Origin of the sequence: Kocuria sp. WRN011 (assembly GCF_002295155.1) — a bacterium.
Taxonomy (GTDB): domain Bacteria; phylum Actinomycetota; class Actinomycetes; order Actinomycetales; family Micrococcaceae; genus Kocuria; species Kocuria carniphila.
The window spans coordinates 107726-133475 of record NZ_NSGI01000002.1 but is presented as its reverse complement, the minus strand read 5'-3'; the positions used below and the strand labels follow the sequence as shown (position 1 = coordinate 133475).

Annotated in this window: 23 protein-coding genes and 1 riboswitch; of the genes, 17 read left to right on the top strand and 6 right to left on the bottom strand. The window is 64.0% G+C overall.

Translation table 11 applies throughout. The features are described from left to right. Positions 1-244: 244 nt before the first annotated feature. The 3 genes from CKW39_RS03405 (at position 245) to CKW39_RS03400 (ending at position 2216) form a co-directional block, all read left to right on the top strand. A complete protein-coding gene (locus CKW39_RS03405) occupies positions 245-973 on the top strand; it encodes a transglycosylase family protein (RefSeq protein WP_095796764.1) in 729 nt (242 codons plus the stop codon). Between the two features lie 136 nt (positions 974-1109). Continuing rightward, positions 1110-1250, top strand: a complete 141-nt coding sequence (locus tag CKW39_RS15680) for an FAD-dependent oxidoreductase (RefSeq protein WP_254049254.1) — start codon at positions 1110-1112, stop codon at positions 1248-1250. A 48-nt stretch (positions 1251-1298) separates the two neighbouring features. Continuing rightward, the gene (locus CKW39_RS03400; protein WP_254049253.1) at positions 1299-2216 is read left to right on the top strand and encodes an FAD-binding oxidoreductase; all 918 of its coding nucleotides are present in this window, start codon (positions 1299-1301) and stop codon (positions 2214-2216) included. Between the two features lie 16 nt (positions 2217-2232). Here the strand turns inward: CKW39_RS03400 and CKW39_RS03395 are convergent, their stop codons facing one another. Next, the gene (locus CKW39_RS03395) at positions 2233-4437 is read right to left on the bottom strand and encodes a S9 family peptidase (RefSeq protein ID WP_095796763.1); all 2205 of its coding nucleotides are present in this window, start codon (positions 4435-4437) and stop codon (positions 2233-2235) included. 36 nt (positions 4438-4473) lie between these two features. Here CKW39_RS03395 and CKW39_RS03390 point away from each other — a divergent pair, with 36 nt between their 5' ends. After that, positions 4474-5250 (top strand): CPBP family intramembrane glutamic endopeptidase, encoded by a 777-nt coding sequence (locus CKW39_RS03390; RefSeq protein WP_338032832.1) that lies wholly within the window; start codon positions 4474-4476, stop codon positions 5248-5250. 70 nt (positions 5251-5320) lie between these two features. Here the strand turns inward: CKW39_RS03390 and CKW39_RS03385 are convergent, their stop codons facing one another. Continuing rightward, positions 5321-5959: a VOC family protein gene (locus tag CKW39_RS03385; RefSeq protein ID WP_095796975.1), complete on the bottom strand. Its 639-nt coding sequence runs from the start codon at positions 5957-5959 to the stop codon at positions 5321-5323. Positions 5960-6074: 115 nt separating this feature from the next. Next, a riboswitch (SAM riboswitch) is annotated at positions 6075-6193 on the top strand. A 76-nt stretch (positions 6194-6269) separates the two neighbouring features. Between CKW39_RS03385 and CKW39_RS03380 the strand changes: the two genes are divergently transcribed. Then, complete coding sequence (locus CKW39_RS03380) at positions 6270-7664, top strand: bifunctional o-acetylhomoserine/o-acetylserine sulfhydrylase (protein WP_095796761.1); 1395 nt, start codon at positions 6270-6272, stop codon at positions 7662-7664. After that, complete coding sequence (locus CKW39_RS03375; RefSeq protein WP_238663346.1) at positions 7661-8836, top strand: homoserine O-acetyltransferase; 1176 nt, start codon at positions 7661-7663, stop codon at positions 8834-8836. The genes CKW39_RS03380 and CKW39_RS03375 overlap by 4 nt, the downstream gene beginning before the upstream one ends. Here the strand turns inward: CKW39_RS03375 and CKW39_RS03370 are convergent. Next, positions 8833-9657, bottom strand: a complete 825-nt coding sequence (locus tag CKW39_RS03370; RefSeq protein ID WP_095796973.1) for an SGNH/GDSL hydrolase family protein — start codon at positions 9655-9657, stop codon at positions 8833-8835. The two genes, CKW39_RS03375 and CKW39_RS03370, sit on opposite strands and share 4 nt — an antisense overlap. A 181-nt stretch (positions 9658-9838) precedes the next feature. Between CKW39_RS03370 and CKW39_RS03365 the strand changes: the two genes are divergently transcribed. Beyond that, complete coding sequence (locus CKW39_RS03365; RefSeq protein WP_095796760.1) at positions 9839-10483, top strand: alpha/beta hydrolase; 645 nt, start codon at positions 9839-9841, stop codon at positions 10481-10483. Between the two features lie 101 nt (positions 10484-10584). Next, entirely contained in the window at positions 10585-11625 is a 1041-nt protein-coding gene (locus CKW39_RS03360) for a DMT family transporter (protein ID WP_095796759.1), read from the top strand. Here CKW39_RS03360 and CKW39_RS03355 read toward each other — a convergent pair. Then, complete coding sequence (locus tag CKW39_RS03355) at positions 11591-11851, bottom strand: RNA-binding S4 domain-containing protein (protein ID WP_095796758.1); 261 nt, start codon at positions 11849-11851, stop codon at positions 11591-11593. The genes CKW39_RS03360 and CKW39_RS03355 overlap by 35 nt on opposite strands. Here CKW39_RS03355 and CKW39_RS03350 point away from each other — a divergent pair. The 3 genes from CKW39_RS03350 (at position 11850) to mmsB (ending at position 15154) form a co-directional block, all read left to right on the top strand. After that, the gene (locus tag CKW39_RS03350; protein ID WP_095796757.1) at positions 11850-12470 is read left to right on the top strand and encodes a cation transporter; all 621 of its coding nucleotides are present in this window, start codon (positions 11850-11852) and stop codon (positions 12468-12470) included. The two genes, CKW39_RS03355 and CKW39_RS03350, sit on opposite strands and share 2 nt — an antisense overlap. A 210-nt stretch (positions 12471-12680) precedes the next feature. Then, positions 12681-14177, top strand: coding sequence for a CoA-acylating methylmalonate-semialdehyde dehydrogenase (locus CKW39_RS03345; RefSeq protein WP_095796756.1), 1497 nt, complete (start codon positions 12681-12683; stop codon positions 14175-14177). 41 nt (positions 14178-14218) lie between these two features. Further along, on the top strand, positions 14219-15154 hold the full coding sequence (gene mmsB, locus CKW39_RS03340; RefSeq protein WP_095796755.1) for a 3-hydroxyisobutyrate dehydrogenase: 936 nt from the start codon (positions 14219-14221) through the stop codon (positions 15152-15154). Between the two features lie 154 nt (positions 15155-15308). Here mmsB and CKW39_RS03335 read toward each other — a convergent pair whose 3' ends face one another. Together CKW39_RS03335 and CKW39_RS03330 are read right to left on the bottom strand one after the other, a co-directional pair. Next, positions 15309-15836, bottom strand: a complete 528-nt coding sequence (locus CKW39_RS03335; protein WP_095796754.1) for a MarR family winged helix-turn-helix transcriptional regulator — start codon at positions 15834-15836, stop codon at positions 15309-15311. Positions 15837-15928: 92 nt separating this feature from the next. Beyond that, positions 15929-17677, bottom strand: a complete 1749-nt coding sequence (locus CKW39_RS03330; RefSeq protein ID WP_095796753.1) for an AMP-binding protein — start codon at positions 17675-17677, stop codon at positions 15929-15931. A gap of 183 nt (positions 17678-17860) precedes the next feature. On the opposite strand from CKW39_RS03330, the gene CKW39_RS03325 reads away from it, so the two are divergent. From CKW39_RS03325 to CKW39_RS03300, 6 genes are all read left to right on the top strand, one after another. Further along, a complete protein-coding gene (locus CKW39_RS03325) occupies positions 17861-19060 on the top strand; it encodes an acyl-CoA dehydrogenase family protein (RefSeq protein WP_095796752.1) in 1200 nt (399 codons plus the stop codon). 243 nt (positions 19061-19303) lie between these two features. Then, a complete protein-coding gene (locus CKW39_RS03320) occupies positions 19304-20686 on the top strand; it encodes a glycine--tRNA ligase (protein ID WP_095796751.1) in 1383 nt (460 codons plus the stop codon). A 7-nt stretch (positions 20687-20693) separates the two neighbouring features. Further along, positions 20694-21653: a GNAT family N-acetyltransferase gene (locus tag CKW39_RS03315; RefSeq protein WP_095796750.1), complete on the top strand. Its 960-nt coding sequence runs from the start codon at positions 20694-20696 to the stop codon at positions 21651-21653. 43 nt (positions 21654-21696) lie between these two features. Then, the gene (locus CKW39_RS03310) at positions 21697-22719 is read left to right on the top strand and encodes a glycosyltransferase (protein ID WP_095796749.1); all 1023 of its coding nucleotides are present in this window, start codon (positions 21697-21699) and stop codon (positions 22717-22719) included. A gap of 95 nt (positions 22720-22814) precedes the next feature. Next, positions 22815-24212, top strand: coding sequence for a sugar porter family MFS transporter (locus CKW39_RS03305; protein WP_254049252.1), 1398 nt, complete (start codon positions 22815-22817; stop codon positions 24210-24212). Between the two features lie 65 nt (positions 24213-24277). Next, on the top strand, positions 24278-25642 hold the full coding sequence (locus CKW39_RS03300; RefSeq protein WP_095796747.1) for a galactokinase family protein: 1365 nt from the start codon (positions 24278-24280) through the stop codon (positions 25640-25642). Positions 25643-25750: the final 108 nt, after the last annotated feature.

The following is a 25750-nucleotide window of genomic DNA, read 5'->3' as shown; positions in this document are numbered from 1 at the left end:
CGAGAATTGTTACGCTATCGTTATCAACGACTTCCCCAAAGGACTCTCCTTACGCGGGAGTCCGCAACGCTTGAGGCGGACATGATCTGCGCCTCAAGACATGCTGGATGCTGCTGCAACACCGTACGTCGTCTACAGGGCAGCATTCCGTAGTTACTACCCCTGAACTCAACTTTTCATGGGTAGACGACGGCGCGAAGACACCCAGGGATGGGAACGAGCGTAGGTGGCCTTACGGAGCATGATGAAGACTTCGAACGTTATTCGCCGTGGTGCCGCTGCTTTCGTGATCGGCGGTGCAGCTGTAGGTGCTATGGCCATGCCGGCCAACGCAGCTCCCGCTTCGCCCTGGGACGCACTCGCTGAGTGCGAGTCCGGTGGCAACTGGGGCACCTCCACCGGTAACGGTTTTTCCGGTGGTTTGCAGTTCACCCCGTCCACCTGGGCTGCCTTCGGTGGTACCGGGAATGCTGCAAACGCTTCCAAGGCTGAGCAGATTCGCGTTGCAACCAATGTTCAGGCGGAGCAGGGTTGGGGCGCATGGCCCGCATGCTCGGCCAAGCTGGGCCTCTCCGGCACCCCGGCCCCCGCTGCTGCCGAGCAGCCCGTTGCTGCTGCCGCTGCTGTGGCTCCCCAGGCCAACGAGGTCAAGCAGGAGCAGGCCGCTCCGGCTCCGGCCCCCGCTGCTGAGGCTCCCGTTGCTGCTCCGGCCGCTCCCGCTGCTCCGGTTGAGGCTCCGGCCGCTCCGGCTGCCGCCCCCGCCGCTGTGGAGTACTCCGCTCCGGCTGCTCCCGTGGCCCCGGCTGCTTCGACCGGTGCTTCCTACACCGTTCAGGCTGGCGACACCATGGGCACCATCGCTGCCAAGCTCGGCGTGAACGGCGGCTGGGAAGCTCTCCACGCTGCTAACGCTGACTCCGTGGCGAACGCTAACTTGATCTTCCCGGGCCAGGTTCTGAACATTCCTGCCTGATTGATCTGAACATCGATTCGATGGTTGATCCCCGCTAGCGGTTCGCCGCTGCAGGATCACCGAAAGCCCCGTCCGTATTATGCGGACGGGGCTTTCGCATATCCGCAGTCAATAGTGAAAATGAAAGAATGATCACATGATGGTGGACACGGTAATCATTGGTGGCGGCATAGCCGGCTTGTCGTTGGCTTCCGAATTCGCGGATTGTCGGGGATCGGGGGAGGGGATCACGCTTGTCGAAGCGGAAACCGCGCTGGCGCATCACACCTCCTCTTGATCGGCCCAGCAACTCATTCCCAGCTACGGCCCGGAACCGGTTCTCGAATTGACCAGGCTCACCATTCCCGCTCTGGTCAAGCCCACCCGCGCTGCTCCGGTTCCACTCGCCTGGCCCAGCCCCTTCGTGGTGGCGGGTTCACCCGCCGACGTCGCTTCAATGACCGTCCCGGGTCTGCGCGCCTTGTCGAGCGAGGAACTTTTCGAGTACTGCCCGGAGCTGGCGGGCAACCCCGAGCGCTACAGTGCAGCGATCATCGACGATTCTGCGGTACGTACCAATGCCACTGCGCTCGTGGAATGGCACCGACAACGAGCCGAGCAGGCCGGCGTTCGGATCCTTACGGGCGCCAAAGTCACGGCGGCAAAGCCGTCAGATGACGGCACCTGGGCGCTGACCGTCGGTGACGATCAATTGATAGCTCACACGGTGGTCAACGCCGCCGGTGCATGGGCGGATCACGTGGCGGAACTCTTCGGCGCGGTGCCACAGCAGTTGCAGCCGCTGCGACGGACCGCGGCACTGGTTTCCCTGAGCGAGCCTCTGGGCGCGACGCATCCCATGGTCGACGACGCCGGATCCGGGTGGTACTACCGCCCCGACGAGGACGGCGCCATGATCTCGTGGGGCGAAGCCGAACCGAGTCCTGCTTGTGATGCCCAGCCTCGCCCGAACGCTATAGACGATCTCATCGCAACCGTGGAACGAGAAACGTCATTGACAGTTACGGGCGTCCGCAAGGCATGGACTGGCCTGCGTACCGAGGCTCCGTCCGGCGTGCCGATCTGTGGTTGGGATCCGCAGGTCAGCAACTTCCTGTGGCTCGCTGGACAGGGAGGCTACGGTTTCCAAACGAGCAGCGCCATGGCCCGTGCCGCCACAGATCTACTGGTGGACGGCCGGATCGAAGATTGGCTCAGTGCTGACACCGCGGCCGCTCTCCAACCTCAGCCGATATCCACCTGATCCACGGAGAACCGGCCTAGCCCGCAACACCCAACTTCTCCGCGAGCCACGCGTACTCCCACGCGGTGTCCTTCCACTGGGAATAGCGGCCGGACGCACCGCCGTGGCCGCCGGCCATCTCGCACCGCAGCAGCACGGTCTCAGGATGCTCGGCGTGCTCGCGCAGCGCAGCGACCCACTTGGCTGGTTCCACGTAGAGCACGCGCGTGTCATTGAGGCTCGTGACCGCCAAGACCGGTGGGTAGTTCGCATCCCGCAGGTTCTCGTAGGGGGAGTAGGAGCGCATGTACTCGTAGACCTCGGGGTCTTCCATGGGGTTACCCCACTCTTCCCATTCGAGGGCGGTGAGTGGAAGTTCAGGCATCAACATGGACGTCAACGGGTCCACGAAGGGCACCGCAGCCAGGGCACCGCAGTACAGGTCGGGCGCCAAGTTGAGGACCGCGCCCACGAGCAGGCCGCCGGCGGAACCGCCGAGAACTGCGATGCGAGCGGCGTCGACATCCTGACGCTGCGCGAGGTGGCGGGTGACGGCAACGTAGTCCGTGAACGTGTTCTTCTTAGTGAACTTCTTGCCGTCGTCGTACCACGAGCGGCCCAGTTCGCCGCCGCCGCGCACGTGGGCCACGACCCACGCCACTCCGCGGTCCAAGAGAGACAGGCGGGAGATGGAGAACCCGGGGTCGGTGCTGGCCTCGTACGAACCGTAGGCGTACTGCACCACGGGAGCTGGCACGGACGCGTCGAAGTCTGCGCGGCGGACCAGGGAGATCGGGATCCGGGTGCCGTCCTCAGCGACCGCCCAATCGCGCTCCACCGTGTAGTCCGACCGGTTATAACCGCCCAACACCGTAGTTTCGCGTCGCATGATGGGTGCGCCCACGCCGAACTCGTCCAGATTCTCATCATCCACGGGGCCTGTGGGGATGTCGTAGACCCGCGGCGGCGTGACGAAGGACGTGTAGGACACCCGAATCACCGGGTTGTCGTAGCGCGCAGACACCACTGATGCGGTGAACAGATCCTCGTCGAAGGCGGGTTCCGTACCGGTCAGGGAGCCGGTAGTGAAGGAACCGGTCACCAGACCGTCAAGGCTGGCTCGCGGGATGAGCCGCACGCGTGGAGTGGTCTCGGATCGCAGAGACACGACCAGGTGCGTGGCGGTGGGTTCGCACACCTCAATCCGGGTCTGCTCGCTCGCGGGAATCACGTCGATCAGATCGACATCCGCAATACTCGACCCCGCCGTGGAAAGCGGCATCAGGCTGACCCGGGAATTCGGGGCCGCATAGTCGTGCGTCAACAGAACATAGTCTGCGCCGGCCACGGTGATGGGCTCGGCCGTGTAGAGCACCCGGTCGCTTTCCGGAATCACGGTGAGCCACGGATCCCGGGGTGCATCGACCTTGCGAATGCGGTACTCCCCATACTCCGAGCACGCGGACGCGACCATCAGCCACTGCTTGTCGGCCGACAGCTCGACACCCAGCCACAACCCAGGGTTGTCTTCTTGGTAGATCAGCTCGTCCTCGGAAACGGGAGTGCCGATCACATGGCGATACACCCGCCAGGGGCGCCAAGCGTCGTCGACTACCGTGTAGATGAGCTCGGACGCATCGGGAGTGAGGAAGGCCCCGTAGGAGGTCTGAGTAATGCGGTCCGTCAGCATCTCGCCAGAGGCAAGGTCCTTGATGTACACGGTGAACCGCTCATCGCCCGCCGTGTCTTCGGACCACGCGAGGCGGGTGCCGTCCTCGGACACACTGAAACTGCCCAGGGCGTAGAAATCGTGCGTTTCGGACGCCGCGTTGGCATCCAGTAATGTCTCCTCGCCGGGCAGGCTGACGCCCGGTTCCACGGTCGGAGGTGTCCAGGCCCGCTCGGTGTCGGCACTGTCAACGGCCGGGACCCGACAGAAGACCTGGTGGGCGCCGCCCTCCACCGTGCGGGCGAAATACCACCAGTCCCCGTTGCGGGACGGCACGGACATGTCCGTCTCTTGAGTGCGGTCCTTGATCTCGCCGTAAATGCGCTCCCGCAATGGTTGCAGGTGGGCCGTCACGGCCTCCGCGTACTCGTTCTCGAGGCCCAGGTGCGCCCGCACCTGATCCGAGTTCTTATCGCGCAACCACTCGAAATGATCGTCGAACGTGTGGTCATGAAAACTGCGCTGGACGGTACGGCGAACGGCTACGGGATATGCGGGCTTCTCGGATCTCATGATCCCCAGTCTAGGGAGCACGGCACAATGGTGTTCGTGTTGACAGACTCCCAGCGCCCGCAGCCCCTCGAACAACGCCCCGCACGCTCGGAGCTGTGGTTCCACATTGTGTTGGTCCTAGGCGTCTCGCTGGGCTCATCAGCGGTGTACGCCGTGCTCAATCTCGCCGAAACACTGTCTCGTGGGCCGCTCTCGGATGCCCAAGCCACCTTGAATCAGGTCCTGAGTCCGGTCCCGGCCATCGACCTGCTCAGGCAGCTTGCCAGCATCGGTTTCGCCCTGGTCCCGGTGGCCCTGGCGCTGTATCTCATGGCGGATTCTCTGCCGCGGATCAAGGGCGTGCTGCGTCGCATCGGCATGGACGGTCGCCGCCCCGTGCGGGATGCACTGTGGGGACTCGGTTTGTTCCTGGTCATGGGGCTGGGAACCCTGGGGCTCTACCAGGCCGGACGCGAACTGGGCCTCACCGCAGCCATCAACACCTCGGCGCTCGATGAGCACTGGTGGACGGTGCCCGTCCTGATCCTCTCCGCGTTGCGCCACAGTCTGGTCGAGGAAATCATCGTGGTTGCTTTCCTGTGCGATCGACTGCGCCGCATCGGGTGGTCCTGGGTCACGATCGCGGTCCTCACCTCGGTCTTCCGCGCCAGCTACCACCTGTATCAAGGCTTTGGGCCCGCCCTGGGCAATCTGGTCATGGGTCTCGTGTTCGTGTGGGTGTACCGGCGCTACGGTCGCCTCGCACCGCTGCTCATCGCCCACGCGCTCCTGGACATCACCGGTTTCCTGCTCCCGCAACTACTGGCGGGTTAATCGACGACGACGCCGCTGCAGCCACCTTTTCGAGCGAAAGGTTGCGGCAGCGGCGTCGTCGACGGGAAAACTAAATGGTGACCAAGCCGTCCGGCGTAGCGAAGGAAACCGCCATGACGCCGGGCGTCCCGTTGGGAGCGGACCAGGTGACGTCGAGTGAGGCCAGCACGTCCTCGACCGGGCCACCCAGCCACTCGGTCACGCGCTCGGGCGAGCCGGCAATGTCCATACCGGCCAACTGAACGTCCGTGATGCGCGCCTGGGAGGGATGCATATCGGACTCGGAATCGAAGCGAACCATGAACGGCAACTGGGGATCCGAGATCAAACCCTTCACGCCGATCTGATGCCACTCCAACTGACGACCGTCCGGGAACAACCGGGAACCGGGTACGGAGGGGCGGCCCAACTTGTCCTCGTAGGGCGTGAGGTCCTGCACCTCGACCACCCAACCGAGCCAACCGCCGCCGGCTTCGGAACGTGCGCGGACGGCCTGACCGAACGGCGCCTTGTCTGCGGCGGGGTGCTCGAGAACCTCGACCACTTCCACGTACTGGTGCCCGGTGAGCGGCAGGATCATGTTTCGCGTACCGAAGCGCGGGTGAATGCCGCCCTTGACCGGCTCGATCCCTAGCTGATCGGCAATCCGTTCCGTGGTGGCTTCAAGACCATCGGATTGAGCTGCGAATGAGACATGATCCAGTTTCATGGTCACATCGTGGCACCGCGCACAGTGGTCTCCAAATCGAGAGCTGAAACATGACCGTGTGACGCGGGTAACTCGGCTTGACGTTCGAGGTACCGGCTCCGGACAATGAAGGGCAGGTCACGAGAGTCAGCGACAAGCCCCAGCTAGCTGACCGGCAACCCTCCCTCCGCGGTGGGGTGCCCTGGGTGAGGACCAGGCCGCATCGAAATACTTCGGTGTTGGCAAGCGCGGGTCACAGGTGCCCGATCGCTGCACGGGCACCGTGCTGCGGATCGATCACCGGGCCCCTGATCCTGAGAGGGAGTGCGGTATGAGCCCCGCAGCCACCCCGTCCAACCCAGAGGGTTGGGCCTTCGAAACTCGACAGATCCACGCGGGTCAGGAACCCGATCCCACCACGGGGTCCCGGGCGCTGCCGATCCACCAGACCACGTCCTACGTGTTCCCGGATGCGGAGACGGCAGCCAACCGGTTTGCCCTGGCCGAGCTTGGGCCCATCTACACGCGCCTGACGAACCCGACCACGGAAGTGGTCGAGAACCGCGTGGCCTCCCTAGAGGGAGGCGTGGGTGCACTCATGCTCAGCTCGGGCCAGGCCGCCTCCACGTTCGCGATCCTGAACCTGGGCGGCGCCCGAACTCACGTGGTGGCTAGCCCATCCATGTACGGCGGCACGTACAACCTGTTGCGCCACACGCTGCCCAAACTGGGTGTGGAGACCACGTTCGTCTCCGACCCTGACGATCCCGAGGCGTGGCGCGCGGCGGTCAAGCCCAACACCGTGGCGTTCTTCGGGGAGACCATCCCCAATCCGCGTAATGATGTGCTGGACATCGAGACCATTTCCGCGGTGGCACACGAGTCCGGTGTGCCGCTGATCGTGGACAACACCATTGCCACGCCGTACCTCATCCGCCCGATCGAGTGGGGCGCTGACATTGTGGTGCATTCCGCGACCAAGTTCATGGGTGGTCATGGCACGTCCATCGGCGGCATGATCGTGGACGCGGGTAACTTCGATTTCGGCCAGGACCCGCAGCGCTTCCCGGCTTTCAACGAGCCGGACGATTCCTACAACGGCCTGGTCTACGCACAGGCGCTCGGTAAGGACGGGATCTTCGGGGTGAACCTGTCGTACATCCTGAAGGCGCGCGTGCAGTTGCTGCGTGACCTGGGATCGTCGATTTCCCCGTTCAACGCGTTCCTCATCGAGCAGGGGATCGAGACGCTGTCCTTGCGTATGGATCGGCACGTTGCGAACGCACAGAAGGTCGCGGAGTGGCTCGAGGCGCGCGACGACGTTCGCGCCGTTTCCTATGCGGGCCTCGCCTCCTCGCCGTGGCACGACCGCGCCCAGAAGTACTCGCCCAAGGGTGCCGGTTCCGTGCTCGGATTCGTGCTCGACGGCGGGCGCGAGGCGGGTACCGCGTTCGTGGATGCCCTGACCCTGCACTCCAACGTGGCCAACATTGGCGATGCCCGTTCGTTGGTGATCCACCCTGCCTCCACCACGCACTCACAGCTGACCGAAGAGGAGCAGCGGGCCACGGGTATCGAACCCGGGTTTGTGCGGCTGTCCGTGGGCTTGGAGTCCATCGATGACATCGTGGCCGACCTGGAATCCGGATTCGAGGCCGTGGCCGCGCTGGGTGAGGCTGCGGCGTCGTCGACGATCGGCTCGGATGGAGAGGGAACGCGGGCGTGACCATCGTGGGAGGCGGGACCACCGATTCGCTCGTGCGCGAGGACGGCGTAGTGGGCTATATCGACGTGGGTCCCTTGACCTTGGAATCCGGGTACCGTCTCCCACGCGCGCGCTTGGCCTACGAAACGTGGGGGCACCTCAACGAGGACGCCTCCAACGCCGTGTTGATCGAGCACGCACTGACCGGGGACTCCCACGTCGCACGCGGCCAGTCGCGCGAACACGCGCCCGAGGTTGAGCGCTTGGCCGCGGAAGCGGGCGGATGGTGGGATGGACTGGTGGGTCCGGGGGCGGCCATCGACACCGATAAGTACTTCGTGGTGTGCGCCAACATTCTCGGTGGTTGCTACGGCAGCACCGGTCCGGCCACCCAGGCACCACCGGAAGTGGACCCGGACCAAAAATCGTGGGGTTCCCGTTTCCCGCGCATCACCGTGCGGGACACGGTGATCGCGGAGGCCGTTCTGTCCGATGCTTTGGGAATCGAGCGTTGGCGACTGGTGATCGGCGGCTCCATGGGGGGTGCCCGGGCTCTCGAGTGGGCCGTGATGTACCCGGATCGAGTGGCGGCGTGCGGCGTGATCGCGGCGTGTGCTTCGGCCAGCGCGGAACTGCTCGCATGGGGACAGGCCCAAGCGCTCGCGATCCGGCAGGACCCGAATTTCCGCGGCGGGGACTACTACGACAGTGAGTTCCCGGAAGCGGGACTGGGCCTCGCGCGGCGCATCGCCCACATCACCTACCGCTCAGCCGCGGAGTTGCACTATCGGTTCGGCCGTGAGGCCCAGCCGAATGAGGACGTGGACGGGACCTACACGGCCGAGCGAGGCCGCTACCGCGTGGAAAGCTACCTGGACCACCAGGCCTCCAAGCTCGCGGGTCGCTTTGACGCGAACTCGTACCTGAGCGTCAACGAGACCCTGATGTCCCACGACATCACGCGTGGCCGCGGCAGCTTGGAAGAAGTGCTGGCAGGCACCTCGTGCGAGTGGCTCGTGGCCGGGGTCGATTCGGACCGGTTGTTCTTCCCTGCGGAATCGGCCGAACTCGTGCGGGCGCTGCCGGGTGAGCAGACCCTGCACATGATCAGCTCGCCGAGCGGTCACGACGGGTTCTTGATCGAGGCACCTCAGCTGGGCATGCTGCTCAAGAAGTCGGTGTTGAAGGACTAACCCTGTCCGGCCTCCGGGTCGGAGGGGTGCCGGTCGCTTGAAATCTGCGCATTCGCTTGTTCACCCGCACCCGGGATCACGGCTCGGCCGAATTTCGGCCGCTTGGCGGTGATGGAGTCTCCCGAACTGCGCTTGGTGAGGCGGCGGGCAACCCACGGCGCAAAGTGCTTCCGAGCCCACACGAGATCATCCCTGCGGACTTCCCGCTTTGTCCTGGCAGGTTGTGCTTCCAGGGCATCGGGAACTAGTCCGTGGTCGACGCCCAGGGAATCCAGGACTTCCACCGCGATCCGCTGATGACCCAGGGGAGAGAAGTGCAGTCGATCCGGCGCCCACATCAACGGATCGGCCAGTTCATGCAATCCCCACAGATCGGTCATCACTGCACCGTGGCGAGCCGCAATCACACGCACGTTCTCATTCCAAATGGCCACGCGGCCGCGGATGCTGCGGAGCACCGGAGTGTTGCCCACATCGGGCCCGTCGAACATCACCACGGTGGCGCCGGTCTCCGCGATGTGCGCGATCACGCCGTCCAGTTTCTGCGCGATGGCGTCCGGGTCCGCCCCGGGGCGCAGCATGTCGTTGCCACCCGCGCTGATGGTGACGAGGTCCGGCTCCAGAGCGAGCGCCGGTTCCAACTGTTCGTCGATGATCGGTTGGTAAAGACGACCGCGAATGGCCAGATTGGCGTAGGCGAAGTCATCCGTGAGCCGGTCCAGTTCTTCGGCCACGCGGTCGGCCCAACCGCGGTGCCCGCCGGGGACCTGCTCGTCAGGGTCGCCCACCCCTTCCGTGAAGGAATCGCCGATGGACACCATGCGGTGCCAGGGGTGGGCCGGGGGAGTGGGGTGTTCGTCTCTTTCGGAGGCCGTGTGGTTCTGGGGTTCGTCGTGCTCGGGGGAAGTTTCAGGTAAAGCCATACGCGCTTTTCTACCACTCACCACCCAGTGATGCACGGGCCGAATATGAGGCACCCGCGAGTCATGTCAGGATGGTCACATGAGTGATACCCCGTTTGTGATCTGGAACAACGAGCCCGCCCAACGTGCCGACACCCCGCTCGTGGTGTTGTTCCACGGCTACGGATCCCACGAAGAGGACCTGATGGCCTTGATTCCGGCCCTCCTACCGGGAGCCACCTACGCTTCGGTGCGGGCTCCCCAGCGAGCGCAGATGGGCTACCAATGGTTCCCGTTGTCAGCGGACGCGAGTTTCTCGACCGAGGCCGTGGTGGACTCGGTTCGTCCCGTGGCGGAGTGGGTCGAGGAACAAGCCAAGAACCACTCACGCGTGTTCCTGCTCGGCTTCTCCCAGGGCATGGCGGTCGCCACGAGCGTGGCCCGGCACATTCCCGAAGCCGTGGACGCCGTGGTCGGCCTGTCCGGTTTTGTAGTGCCGATCGCCGACGACGACGCTCACGCGGACTTCTTCCGCGACGACTACCTCGTGGAGCACCCCCTGCAGATGTTCTGGGGCCGCGATCCCGAGGACCCGGTCATTCCGCAGGCCATGGTGGATGCAACGGCGGACTGGTGCGTTGATCATGCCGAGGTGACCAAGGTGCAGTACCGGGGAATCGGCCACGGAGTGTCCCCGCAGGAATTGGGGCACGTCAAGGAGTACCTGCAGCACGTGGTGCGGTGACGCCCACCGGTTCCACGTAACGGCTCCGCAGCGAGTCCGATTGCTACGAAGCGTGACAGGCGGCGTGCCCTGAGGGGCATGCCGCGCCTACATTGGGCGCCATGACTGTTCAAACCACGGTGGAATCCAAGACTTCGCCTGCGGCCGGAAACAAGAAACCCCCGGTGGCGTCCGCGCGCGGTGCCGTGGCGCTGACCGTGGGCCTCGTCGTGAGCTTGCTCGCTGGCACCGCCCAGGCATTGCAATCCAGGGTCAACGGTGAGCTGGGACATGCCGTGAGTGATCCCTACGGGGCAGCGCTCGTCAGCTTTTCCTCCGCATTTCTGATCATCCTGGTCGTCACTATCGTGACTCCCGCCGGCCGCCGGGGTGCTTCTCGAATTCCCGCGGCGGTGAAGAGCGGCGAGGTTCCGTGGTGGTATCTCACCGCGGGTGTGCTGGGTGGCTTCATGATCGTCACGCAAGCGATGACCACGGTGGTCTTGGGCCTGTCCGTCTACATCCTGGGGCTCGTGTTCGGTAAGTCGGTCGGTTCGCTGATCGTCGATCGCTTTGGCGTGGGCCCGGGAGGCGTCAAGTACCTGACCAGCTACCGCGTGGTGGGGACCGCCATCATCATCGTGGCCGCCCTGGTGGCCATGGCCCCGCGATTCGCGGCGACCGATCTGGCGGCATCACTGCCGCTGCTCATTCTTTTCGCCACGCTGTCCGTGCTGGCGGGTCTGGGAAACGCGATTATGACCGCCTGGAACGCCGGCATCGGTGCCAAGGCAGGTACGCCCATCACACCCACGCTGACGAATTTCGCCGCGGGCACGCTCGCGCTCATCGTGACCGTGCTCATTGCGCGCGGAATCTCGGATCCCGGACCGTGGGTGTGGCCCGGTCAGTGGTGGCTCTACGCCGGAGGCATCTTGGGCATCATCCACGTGGCCGCGTCCAGTGTGCTGCCCAAGCACTTCGGCGTGCTGGAAACCAGCCTGGGCATGGTGGCGGGCATGCTGATTTCCGCACTCGTGCTGGACCTGATCGTGCCTACACCCAATACCATCGTCACCCCGGTCACGATCATTGGAACGCTGGTGACGCTGCTGGGGCTGGTGGTCGTCACTCTTCCGTGGAAACCTCGCCCGCAGGGCTGACGATCTTCACCGCTGGGAGGTCTGCTCCCAGGACCTCAATGACATCGCCGTGGTGCAACTGAGCACCGCGGCGTTGTTCTTCCTTGCCGTTCACGATCACTACGCCTTCGGCAATGAGCTCCTTGGCGTGGTTGCCGTCGTCGGCCAGATTGGCCAGTTTGAGCGCCTGACCCAAACGGATCATGTCATCGCGGATGGGCAGTTCTTCGGTAATCTCTTCGCTCATGGGCCCATCCTCTCAGCTCGTCCGGTCACTGCGCATCACGGTTCTCGTGGTCGCGGCGTTGAACCTCAGTTATTTTTTCGTGGAAATGGGGGTTGCTCTGAGCATCGGCTCAGTGGCCCTGTTTGCGGACGGCGTGGACTTCCTAGAGGACGTGGCCATCAATCTGCTCATTTTCATTGCGCTGGGCTGGACGGTACGGGCCCAGGCCGTCGCCGGACGGATCATGGCGATCATCATTCTGATCCCCGCGCTCGCGGCCGCCGTGCAATTGGTGCGTAAGGCCTTCGACCCGCAAGCCCCGGATCCGTTCCTGCTGGCAATCACCGCCGGGGGAGCGGCCGTGGTCAATCTCGTGTGTGCCCTGCTGCTGGCGCGCCATCGGAAACACGCCGGATCCATGGGAACCGCTGCGTTCCTGGCGGCCCGCAACGATGTGCTCATCAACATCGCGATCATCATGATGGGCGGGATCACGGCACTGACCATGTCCGGCTGGCCGGACATCATTCTGGGACTGTTCATCGTGATTCTCACCTTCTCCGCGGCCCGTGAGGTCTGGGAAGCCGCGGAGGAGGAGAGCCTGGGAGCCAAGGCGCTCGCGGGTGAAGACATCGACTGACCTCGTCAACGGAACCGCCCGTCGTCGCACGCAGCGTGATCGCAGAGTTGGTGCCGGCGAATCAACCCGTCCGAACCGCGAGGCCGGACCGAGCGGCGTCGGCGTGGAGAACGAACCGAAAAAATTAGTTGCATGTCCAATGGTTTGTCGTTAGATTATCTGTGAGACACACGTCACAGCGCGACGCACCAACCATTCAGGAGAGCACCAATGACTCAGGTTCCTCACTTCATTTCCGGCCGCCGCGTAGAAGGCACGTCCGGACGCTTCCAAGACGTCTACAACCCGGTCAAGGGTGAGGTAGCCGCTCAGGTTCCTCTGGCCTCGGTCGAGGAAGTAGAGAATGCGATCGATTCCTCGCAGCAGGCCTTCGCCAAGTGGTCCACCACCAATGCGCAGCGCCGCGGTCGAGTGTTGCTCAAGTGGGTGGATCTCATCAACGAGAACATGGACGAGCTGGCCACGCTGCTCTCCAACGAGCACGGCAAGACCTTCCCGGATGCCAAGGGCGACATCCAGCGAGGTGTCGAGGTGGTCGAGTTCGCTGCAGGTGCACCCCATCTGCTCAAGGGTGAGTACTCGACCGCGGCGGGTACCGGGATCGACGTGCACTCGCTACGTCAGCCGCTCGGGGTGGTCGCGGGTATCACCCCGTTCAACTTCCCCGCCATGATCCCGCTGTGGAAGGCCGGCATTGCCCTGGCCGCCGGTAACACCTTTGTCCTCAAGCCCTCCGAGCGTGACCCATCCGTGCCCGTTCGCCTGGCCGAGCTGGCTCTTGAGGCCGGTATGCCCGAGGGCACCCTGAACGTGATCCACGGTGACAAGACCGCGGTGGACACTCTCATCGAAGATCCCCGCATCAAGGCCATCGGATTTGTCGGTTCCTCTCCGATCGCCCAGTCGATCTACATGGGAGCGGCCAAGCACAACAAGCGCGCGCAGTGCTTCGGCGGCGCCAAGAACCATATGGTGATCATGCCGGACGCGGATCTCGAGCAGGCTGCCGATGCCCTCATGGGTGCGGCATACGGTTCTGCCGGTGAGCGTTGCATGGCGATCTCCGTGGCCGTTCCCGTGGGTGAGGCCACCGCGGACAAGCTCGTGGAGTTGCTGCGCGAACGCATTGACAAGCTCACGTTGGGCCCGTCGCTGGATGAGTCTTCGGACTTTGGCCCCGTGGTCGGCAAGGACGCCAAGGAGCGCATCGAGAACTACATCGGAATTGGTGTGGACGAGGGCGCTGAGCTGCTCGTGGACGGACGCGGTGCGACCGTTGACGGTCACCCCAACGGCTTCTGGGTCGGTGCCACGTTGTTCGACCGCGTGACCCCGGATATGCGCATCTACAAGGAAGAGATCTTCGGCCCGGTGCTGTGCATCGCCCGTGCCGCGGACTACGAGGAAGCCCTCCGACTGCCCAGCGAGCACGAATACGGCAACGGCGTGGCCATCTTCACTCGCGACGGTGACACGGCCCGTGACTTCACCACCCGTGTGGAGGTCGGCATGGTGGGTGTCAATGTCCCGATTCCCGTGCCGATTGCGTACTACACCTTCGGCGGCTGGAAAGCCTCGGGCTTCGGCGATTTGAACCAGCACGGTACGGACGGTCTGAAGTTCTACACCAAGACCAAAACGGTCACCACGCGCTGGCCCTCGGGTGCCAAGGAAGGCGCCAGCTTCGTGATGCCCGAAGGTAGCTGACGTCATACCGAGTCCCTGATTTCCGAACTCGAAGGAGAGTCATGAACACTTCACCGACAGCCACCCCGCCGCGCGTAGCGTTCCTGGGGTTGGGGCACATGGGCGGGCCGATGGCCGTGAACCTGGTTCAAGCGGGCGTCCCCGTGACCGGTTTCGACGTGGTCCCCGCTGCGCTCGATGTCGCTCGTGAAAACGGGATCACCGTGGCGGACAGCCCTCAGGAGGCCGTGCGGGACGCGCAGGTGGTCATCACCATGTTCCCCTCCGGCCAGCACGTGAAGGCCGCCTACACGGGTGCCGACGGCGCCGAGGGCCTTCTCGCCGCGGCCCCGGCCGGTGCCACTTTCCTGGATTGCTCGACCATCAACATCTCCGAGGCTCAGGAGGTGGCCACCCTGGCCAAGGAGGCCGGTTTCAAGGCTGCCGACGCCCCGGTCTCCGGCGGTGTGGTGGGTGCTCAGGCCGGAACTCTCGCGTTCATGGTGGGCGCACCGGACGACGTGTATCAGGAGATCTACCCCCTCCTGGACATCATGGGTGCCCGGATCGTGCACTGCGGTGACAACGGCATGGGACAGGCCGCGAAGATCTGCAACAACATGATCCTGGGGATCTCCATGGTGGCCGTCAGTGAGGCCTTCGTCCTCGCCGAGAAGCTCGGGTTGGAACATCAGGCCATGTACGACGTGGTCTCCAAGGCTTCCGGCCAGTGCTGGGCACTGACCACCAACTGCCCCGTGCCGGGGCCGGTTCCCACGAGCCCGGCCAACAACGACTACCAGCCCGGTTTCGGTGGTGCGCTGATGTCCAAAGACCTCAACCTGGCCGTGACCGCCATTGAGCAGACGGGCGTGGATGCCCAAATGGGTCAGTTGGCTGCGGAGATCTACAAGAAGTTCTCCGACGGTGAGGGTGCCCGACAGGACTTCTCCGGAATCATCAACACCATCCGTGAGGACAGCGGCAACGCGAAGTAGCGTCCCAACAGAACTCGTGCCCCGTCTCCGATCTCCCGGAGGCGGGGCACGAGTCTTGCCTGGCTCCCAGCGTCATGACTGAGTGGCGGAAACGACCGAAAATCCGGACCCTACGCGGCCAGTTGTTTCGGGCCGGATGTACCGGATTCAGTGCTCACGGGGCAGTTGGCGAGTCCTCGAAGTCCCCGGAACGGGCGCGGAAGCGACTCAGAATGCTGATCAACGAGTCCACCTCGTCGGGCTCGAAACCTGTTTGCAGGAATAACTCCTGGTTCAAGGCCGCCGTGGCCTCGGCCGCGATCTTTTTCCCCTTGGCGGTCAGCACGATGGTCATGGCCCGACGGTCCGTCTTGAGGGGCTCGCGCTTGACCAGGCCGGCGTCCTCCAGTCGATCCACCGCATTGGTCACCGACGTCGGGTGAACCTGCAGCAGGGCGCTGGCGCGCTTCATGAGCATCTGCTGTTCCCGCGTGAAGCTGAGCAGGGCAATGAGCTCGTAGCGGGCGAAGGTCAGTTTGAAGGGCTTGAGTACCTGCTCGGCCTCTGCCAGCAGGATCTGCTGGACCCGCATGATGGCCGTGACGGCAGCCATGGGACCCGAGGCATCTTCCCAGCCATTGCGCACCCAGTTGCGCTGGGCTTCCGCAATCGGATCTTTCGTGAGCGTACGACTATTGGACATTGGACCATTCTATTCCGGGGGTTGGGGGAACTCTGACCGGGGGAGGAGCAACGGCCGGTGTCATATCTGCGCCACCGGCCGTTGAAGGAGCTCTAGCGCTTGAGCGTCAGGTCTTCCTCACGGAATTCCGTGCCGTAGCCCTCCGGCGCCTCACCCGATTCGGACCGTTGTTCCTCCGCCTTCCGGAGCTCCACACGCCGAATCTTGCCGGAGATCGTCTTGGGCAGTTCCAAGAACTCGATCCGGCGGATGCGCTTGTACGGAGGCAACTTGCTCAGGCAGAACTGCAGGATTTCCGTGGCAGTCTCCGCGGTGGGCTCGTACCCCGAACTCAAGGTCACGAAGGCCTTGGGGATGGCCAACCGCAGCTCGTCGGGGGTCGGCACAATGGCCGCTTCCATGACCGCCGGGTGCTCGACCAGAACCGATTCCAACTCGAACGGCGAGACCTTGTAGTCACTGGACTTGAACACGTCATCCGCGCGGCCCACGTAGGTGAAGATGCCGTTCTCGTCACGGGAGACCACGTCACCGGTGTGATAGAGACCGTTGCGGAACACATCATCGGTCTTGGCCTTGTCGCCGTAGTAGCCGCGCATCAGACCCACCGGGCGGGGGTCCAGACGCAGACAGAGTTCTCCCTCGTCCGCTTCCTCATCGGTCATCGGATCGATGAGCACCACATCGAAACCGGGAAGCGGTACGCCCATGGAGCCAATCACGATGCGGCGTCCGGGGGTGTTGGCCACCTGCAGGGAGGATTCCGTCTGGCCGAAGCCGTCGCGAATCGTGCAACCCCAGGCCCGGTTGACCTGCTCGATGACCTCGGCGTTGAGTGGCTCACCAGCCGACACGGTCTTCTGGGGTGCAGTCTGCAACAGGCTCAGATCTGCCTTAATGAGCATGCGCCACACGGTGGGCGGTGCGCACAGGCTGGTCACGCCGATCTTGTCCATCACGCTCATGAGCGCGGCGGCGTCGAACTTGCGGAAGTTGTACACGAAGATGGTGGCCTCGGCGATCCAGGGAGCAAAGAAGTTGGACCACGCGTGCTTGGCCCAACCCGGCGAGGCCACGTTGAGGTGGATGTCGCCGGGTTCCAGTCCGATCCAGTACATGGTGGACAGGTGCCCCACGGGGTAGGAGGTGTGCGTGTGCTCCACGAGTTTGGGCTTAGACGTGGTGCCGGAGGTGAAATAGAGCAGTAGGGTCTCATCCGCACCGGTGGGGGAGTCCTGGCTCAGTTCGGGGGAGGCGTCGTAGGCCTCGTTGTAGTTGATGACGGTGCGGCCACCGGCTTGCGGCTCCTTGACCTGGTCGGCCGGGGTGTAGACGCCGGGCACATAGATCACGGTGTAGTCGCCGTCCACCGGGGCGAACTTGGGGGCGTCCTGCATACCCACGATGGCCCACTTGGCTTCGGCGCGGGTCACCCGGTCCTCGAGGTCTGCGGGTCCCATTTGTGTGGTGGTGGGAACCATGACGGCCTCGAGCTTGATGCAGGCGAGCATCGACTCCCACAGTTCCACCTGGTTGTTGAGCATGAGAATGACGCGGTCACCGCGCTGCACGCCCTGCTCCCGCAGCCAGTTGGCCACCTTGTTCGAGTCGCGGCCGAGCTCGCCGAAGGTCCGGCGCAACTCTGAGCCGTCCTCTTCGAGAATGATCAGCGCATCCTGGTCCTTGCGCTCGGGGGATGCTGCAACCTGGTCGAACCAGTCGAAACCGAAGTTGAAGTGGTCGAAGCGAGGCCACACAAATTCCTCGCGGGCACGCTCCCAGTCCTGTTGGAGTGACACCAGGTGGTCACGGGCGGTGCGAAATTCGTTCGTCACGGTCATGGCTTTCGAGGCCTCCTAGATATGCGGTCGTGATCCTGACGTGCCGTGCTCACCAGGTGGCGGCAACGGCTCTGAAGAGTCCGTTGGCAAAAAAGTGTGACTCACGACACCACAAATATACTTGGAAGGCCTATAGTTGGAAAGACCACAATCGGAATACCGAGAAATTTGAGGACCACGATCATGACCAGCGCGACCCTCTCCCAGTCCGGTAAGGCACCACAGAGCCTCTTGCCGGACGTCGACCTTCTGCACGTGGAGTCCCTCCTCGATCCGGCCGAACGTGAGCGCTTGGCCATGATCAAGGAGCATTTGCAGACCCACGTGCGCAAGCAGTCCATCGACCCGTGGAATCGTGAGCACCTGCCCACCGAGCTGCTGCCCGCGCTCGCGGAACTGGGACTCGGCAAACTGTTCCTGGATGGTTCTTCACGGTTGTTCCAGGGCATCGTGCACTCGCAGATCGCACGGGCGGACGTCTCACTGTCCGCGCTGATTGGCATCCACAACGAACTGATCGTGGGAACGATTGCGGAACTGGGCTCGGAGGAACAGAAAGCCCAGTGGTTGCCCGGCCTCTCCGAGCTGACGCAGTTGGGCGCCTTTTGCCTGACCGAGCCCACCCACGGTTCCGACATCGCTGGTGGCCTGGCCACCACCGCCACGTTGGACGGTGACGAATGGGTCATCCAAGGTGAAAAGCGCTGGATCGGTGCCGGTACCGTGGCTGCGGTCGCCCTCGTGTGGGCCCGCGACACCGCGGACGGTCTGATCAAGTGCTTTGCCGTGGACACCACCCACCCCGGTTACACGGCCACGAAGATCGCCAACAAAATGGGTCTGCGCATCATGCAGAACGCGGACATCGTGCTCAACGAGATCCGCGTACCCCGCTCCGCGCTCCTGCCCGGCGCCATCAGCTTCGATGCCGCCAACGAACTCCTGAAGGATTCCCGAGCCTGGGTCGGGTGGCAGGCCGTGGGCGCCCAGCAGGCCATTTTGGACATCCTGCGTGACTACTCGCTCGAGCGCCTCCAGTTCGGCAAGCCGCTGGCGCGTTTCCAGGTGATCCAGCAGGCCATGGCGGAGATCGCCGGCAATCTGGCCGCAAGCTCCGCGATGATGGTCCAGATGGCACGACTGCAGGAGACCGGCGAGCTCGAGATGATGCACGCGGCCATCGCCAAGTCCACGGCTACGCGACTGGGCCGTCAATCGGCGTTGTTGGCGCGCGATGCGCTCGGTGGCAACGGCCTGCTCAGCGACTACGAGATCTCCAAGGTGCTGGGCGACCTCGAGGCCATTTACACCTATGAGGGCAGCTATCACATCAACGCACTCATCGTGTCCCGGGCGTTGACCGGCGTCTCGGCATTCGTCTAAACCCCGCAAGAGAAACCGCTACGAAGACTCGTCTGACTCACCTCGAACCGGCGAGTTAGGCGAGTTTTCCGCGTAGTGGCTACCCTGGAACAGAGACGTCATCTCGGGCGTCTCATTCGTGGTGCCGAGCGCACGAAAGCCGCCCCGCGGCGTCGTCGTCAGTAGCGCCCTCAAGAACCACCCAACTGATTCCACGCGCGCGGCCGCAGCCAGCGGTCGGGCGAGAAACGGATGTGAGCACGCATGGCTGCCAAAACCACCCTGGACAATGTCATCTCCCTGGCCAAGCGCCGAGGTTTTGTCTTTCAGGCGGGTGAAATTTACGGCGGTTCGCGCTCCGCGTGGGACTACGGACCCTTGGGCGCGGAACTGAAGGAAAACATCAAGCGTGAGTGGTGGCAGACCTTCGTGCGCGGCCGCGCGGACATGGTGGGCCTGGACTCGTCCATCATCCTGCCCTCGGCCGTGTGGGAAGCTTCCGGCCACGTGGAGACCTTCACCGACCCGCTGGTCGAATCGCTGCACACCCACAAGCGTTACCGCGCCGATCACCTGCTCGAGGCCTACGAGGCCAAGCACGGTCACCCGCCGGTCAACGGCTTGGCGGACGTCAAGGACCCGGAGACCGGTCAGGACGGCAAGTGGACCGAGCCGCAGCAGTTCTCCGGTCTGATGAAGACCTTCCTGGGCCCCGTGGACAACGAAGAGGGCAAGCACTACCTGCGCCCCGAGACCGCCCAGGGCATCTTCGTGAACTTCCTCAACGTGCTCAACGCATCGCGTAAGAAGCCGCCGTTCGGCATCGGGCAGATCGGCAAGGCGTTCCGCAACGAGATCACCCCGGGTAACTTCATCTTCCGTACGCGCGAGTTCGAGCAAATGGAGATCGAGTACTTCATCCACCCGGACGACGCCCAGAAGTACTTCGACGAGTGGGTCGAGGCGTGCTGGGACTGGTTCGTGGATTTGGGCGTGAACCCGGACAACATGCGTCGCTTCGACGTGCCCGCGGATGAGCGCGCGCACTACTCGGACGGCACCATCGACATCGAGTACCGCTTCGGTTTCCAGGGCTCCGAGTGGGGCGAGCTCATGGGCGTGGCCAACCGCACGGACTTCGACCTGTCCAACCACACCGAGCACTCCGGCGACAAGATGCAGTACTTCGATCAGGCGTCCGGCGACCGCTACACGCCGTACGTGATCGAACCGTCCTTCGGCCTGACCCGCTCCATGATGGCCTTCCTGGTCGACGCCTACGTCGAGGACGAGGCCCCCAACACCAAGGGCGGCGTGGACAAGCGCACCGTGCTCAAGCTCGATCCGCGCCTGGCCCCGGTCAAGGCTGCGGTGCTGCCGTTGTCCAAGAAGGACGACCTCAAGCCGGTCGCCCAGAACCTGGACGCCGAGCTGCGCCGCCGCTGGAACATCGACTACGACGACGCCGGCGCCATCGGCCGTCGTTACCGCCGCCAGGACGAGATCGGCACGCCGTTCTGCGTCACCGTGGACTTCGATACCCTCGAGGACCAAGCCGTGACCATCCGTTCCCGCGACGAAATGACGCAGGAGCGCGTTGGCCTGGACCGCGTGAGCCAGTACCTCGCCGAGCGTCTCGAGAAGTAAGGACCGCATGAGCATCGAGTACCGTCCGTGGCGCGAAGACGACGACCTCCGCTTGCTGGAGGTCTGGCCGGACGCGCCGTCGGCCCCCGCCCAAGCCTTCCGCGCCCGTTTGGGTGCCAACGACGACGCCGCTTTCTCCCGCACGCTCGTGGCCACCGATTCCGGTGTGCCCGTGGGCGCGGGGGTGGTGTACGAATCCCCGTGGCACCCGCAGCGATTGTGGGCCTACGCGGAAGTTGCGCCGGATCGTCAGCGCGAAGGAATTGGCCACGAACTCGTGGCGAGGTTGCGCGCGGAAGCCGAGCAGGCGCCGTCGGGCGTCAGCGCGCTGCGCACCCGGGTGACTCCGGAGTCGGTCGGGCAGCAGTTTGCTCAGGCCGAGGGGCTGCGTCCGGCCATGCGGTCACGCGTCGTCCGCGTCAACGCTGGCGCGCTGCCGATGCCCACGCTGGGGCAGAACGCGGACGGTACTCCCGCTCAGACCGTTGAGGATCTCGCGACCGGATCGGTGGAACTCACGCGCGCCGTGTGGGAGTTCTACCGTTCGGTGCACGAGTGGGATCCCGTGGGCGAGATCGGGATCGGCGCAGTCAATCAGCAGTTGCTGTCGGACAAGGCCGGTGCCTTCGGTGCCGTGGTGCTGCGCGACGGGACCGGGGCTTCCGGTGGCAAGGCTCCCATTTCGGCCTTTGCCGTGAGCTACCGCCCCTTCGATCCGCACAACCCGGATCAGGAACCGGCCGAGTTCGAGGCGGCTGACGTGCTGCTGGGCTACGTGCCAGGGGCGGAGGACAGCGAAGCGGGAACCGGCGAGGCGGTGGAGAAGCTGCTGGCCCTGCTCGTCAACGACTACCCGGTCGAGCTCGAAGTGGACGACTCCATGACCCCACTGGTGGCTGTCGTGGACAACCTGCTCGAGGCTGGGGTGGCGCACGTGGTCACGGAGACGGTGACGCTGGTCGACTAGGCTCAGGACGCCCTCTCAGTCCCCTGCAAGGTGTGTGACTCGCGTGAAGACCCTGGTTCTCTTCGAAGGTGATTTCCGGCAAGGCCCATACGGCATAGACCTCTTGCCGGATCTGGGATTTGAACTGAGCGGTGTTCAACCGCTTCAGGGAAGGCTGCCGCGCAAGCTTCGCGATGTCATCGAACATCGCACCAGCACAAAGATTGTTGTTCCGGTCCGATCCATACCCAAAGCCCAGCGGGCGGATCTGATTCTCGGACTGCTGGAACCCAATTCAAAGTTCGCGGCTCAGCTCAAGAGACGTGGAATCCCGCCTTACGCAGGAACACCCATGGTCATGATTTCGTGCTGGCTGGCCGAATGGATCTCTAAGGCGAATCCAGAGGACCGCCGTGCGCTGGTCCGGCAGTTCGAGGCAGTTGACCTGATCCTCACACTGAGCCGCAATCAGATCGAGATCCTGATCGACGCCGGGTTCAGACCGGAACAGGTGGATGCCATCCCGTTCGGCTGCGCGCCGGAACTGTTCGACGGTGAAGATGTTGAACGGGATATCGACGTTCTCGCCGCAGGGTTTGATCACGGACGCGATTACGGAACGTTCTTCGATGGAGTGGGGGACCTGGACGTCACTGTCCATGTCCTGTGTCAGCCCGCGAATCTCGCCGGATTGACTGTGCCGGACAACGTGGTCGTGCACGGAGTCGTGCCGTTCGACCAATACCGCGCGATGCTGAGGCGTGCCAAGATCGTCGCCGTCCCGACTGAAGAACTGGCGTATCCCACGGGCCAATCGGTTGCCTTAGAAGCAGCGGCTTCCGGGGCGGCTGTGGCCTACACCGCAACGACCGCACTCAGCGAATATTTTGACGCGTCATACGCCGCTCCCGTTTCCGTGGGGGACAGCAAAGGGTGGCAGCGCGTCATCGGCCACCTCGTGGAGTCATCATCGGAACGCGAGGCGTTGGCGAGCGCAGGTCGGGCGAAGATCACCGAGGATTTCAGCTACGCAAACATGTGGCGGGCGTTCAAAACCAAACTTTCCGAGCACGGCATCACTCCATAGTTCCCATCCGGAGGCATCGTTACTGCGAAACCCGACCAGCGGTTGGGTTCCGAGTGACCGTCAGTGGTATGACGTTCTATGGAGAAAGGACGGCCATGTCATTGAAAACGGTGCCCGCGGAGAGTAAACCGCCCATGAACAGGCGGCTCAAGTTTATTGCCACGGTGGCCACGTTCGGTGGTCTGCTGTTCGGCTACGACACCGGAGTGATCAACGGTGCCCTGCCATCCATGGTGGACGACCTTCAGCTCACGCCGTTCCTGGAGGGTCTGGTTGCTTCGATTCTGCCGTTCGGTGCGGCATGGGGTGCGGCCTTCGGCGGCAAGCTGGCCGACCATTTCGGTCGCCGTAGAGTGCTGCTGATCCTGGCCGTCATCTTTGTGATTGCAACGATCGGCTGTGGAACAGCGCCGACCGTCACGACCCTCGTGGCATTTCGCTGCATCCTCGGCCTGGCCGTCGGTGCGGCCTCCGTGATCGTCCCGGTGTTCTTGGCGGAACTGGCGCCCGCACATTTGCGGGGTCGCGTGGTTGCCCAGAACGAACTCATGATCGTGGGTGGGCAGGCACTCGCGTTCGTCTTCAACGCCGGACTCGCTACCGCGTTCGGCCACATCCCGCACGTGTGGCGCTACATGTTGGTCCTCGCCACCATCCCCGCGCTGATCCTCTGGGTCGGCATGATTGTGGTCCCCGAGTCACCGCGCTGGCTGGCGCGCAACGGTTCCGTCGACCGAATGTTCGAGGTGCTCCGCCGCATCAGAGAAGACGCCTACGACTCGAGGGAGGGCGAGACCGTCCTCCAACTGGCCGAGGAGGACAAGAACCGCCCCACCGCGCGGGTCATGGACCTGGTGCGCATTCCCTGGATCCGCAGGATCTTCATCCTGGGCGCGTCCATGGCCATCATCAACCAGATCTCCGGCATCAACGCCATCCAGTACTACGGCGTGACCGTTCTCCAGGACGTCGGTTTCGGCGGTAACGGCGCTTTCTACGCGAACATCATCCCGGGCGTGGTGGGGGTGCTGGCCGTGGGACTGGCCATGTACCTGCTCAAGTACGTGGGGCGCCGCAAGCTGTTGCTTTCCGGCTTGGCGGGCACGGCGACGTCGTTGACGGCCTTTGCGCTGTCCTACTTGCTGATCCCGGAAACCAACGAGGCGCGAGCGTGGGTGATCCTCGCGTGCATCGTGGTGTTCGTGGGGTTCATGCAGTGCTGCATCGGCACGGTGACCTGGCTGTACATGTCCGAAATTTTCCCGCTGAACGTGCGTGGCGTGGGTATGGGTGTGTGCGCTTGGATCTTGTGGATGATGACGTTCGTGGTGGGCCTGACGTTCCCGATCCTCACCGATTCGCTGGGCGTGGGGTACACGATCCTGATCTTCGTGGTGCTGCAGGTCATCGCGCTGGTGTGGGTGTACCGGGTGGCTCCGGAGACCAAGGACAAGTCGCTGGAGGAGCTGGAGCACTACTTCCGCGCCGGGTAGTGGACAATGGTTTGTCAGCCCAGTCCGTCGCACCCCGGTGTCAACGTCATGTGAGGAATCCGCCCGTGTCCTGTGAGCTCAGCGAAACCGCCACACCGGAAGATTTCGCGCGCCCACGGTGGGTCGGTCAGCCGGATGTCCTCGAGCGGGCACAGCGGCTGAGCCAGAAGTTCGAAGAGGCTTATGGCCGCGCACCGGTGGGTGTGTGGGCCGCACCCGGCCGCGCCAATCTCATGGGCGAGTACGTGGATTTCTCCGGTGGTATGTGCCTCCCGTTCGCTCATCAGTACGTCACGTTGACGGCCGCTGCGCCTCGTGAGGACGGCGTGCTCAACGCTCAGTCGATGCAGGACGCGGACGAGTCCGTGGCCGATGACCGCCCCCGTTCCACCCGCATCGACGACATTGAACCCGGGGTCATCTCCGGGTGGTTCGGATACGTGGCCGGCGTGTCCTGGGGGATGAATCGGGTGGCCCGCGGGGCATCCGCGCACCCCGTCGCGGTGCCCGAACTCGGGCTGCCTACGAGTTTCGGGGCGGACCTGATGGTCGACTCCACGGTGCCGATCGGGGCCGGGCTCGCCTCCTCCGCCGCTCTCGAATGCTCGGTGGCGCTCTCGCTGTTCTCCTTGAACACCGGCAACGATCACCCGAACGACGCCTTACGCCGAGCCCTCGCTCGCGCCTGCATGGACGCAGAAAACTACATCGTGGGTGCCAACACGGGCGGCCTGGACCAGACGGCGTCCCTGCGCTCGCACGCGGGGGAGATCCTGGCGCTGGACTGCCGCGATTTCGACGTCGTCCGCTTACCCGCCGATCCCGCGCTCGCCGGCCTCACGTGGCTGGCCATCGATACCCGCGCCCCGCACAAGCTCGCGGATGGTCAGTACAGTTCCCGCCGGGCCGAGTGCGAGGCCGCGGCAGCGGTCTTGGATGTGCCCACGTTGCGCGATGCGCTTCCTGAGCATCCCACCCCCGACGACGCCGCTGCCGTCCTCGATCGCTTCGATCACCTTCTTGAGGTGGGCGCGGAGCTCACCGAGGACCGTGAGAACACTCGGTTGAGGCTGCGACATTCGATGACAGAGATGGTGCGCTCGGTGCAGATCGCCGATGAGCTGCACTCGGATTCCCCCGACTGGGCGTTCGTGGGTCGCCTCCTGGTGGAGGGTCATGAATCCATGCGAGATGACTGCGAGGTCACCGTCCCGGAACTAGATGCCGCGGTGGACGGGTGCCTGTCCGCGGGTGCGCTGGGTGCCAAGGTCGTGGGTGGCGGATTCGGCGGATCGGTGATTGCCCTGGTGTCGTTGGAGTCCGTGGATCGGCTGGCCGCGGCCGTGCAGTTGTGCTTTGCCCAGAACGGCTTCCGCGAACCGCTCTTTTTGACCTTGCAACCGTCCGAAGCGGGCCGCAGGATCCTCTGATTCCTGCGGAGCTTTCTGTCGAGCCCCAGGCGCTGAACATTCTGGGCAGAGGTTCGCCAGAATGAGGCTAGGTATTGTGCGATCCTCTGCCAAAAATGTCACTCACCC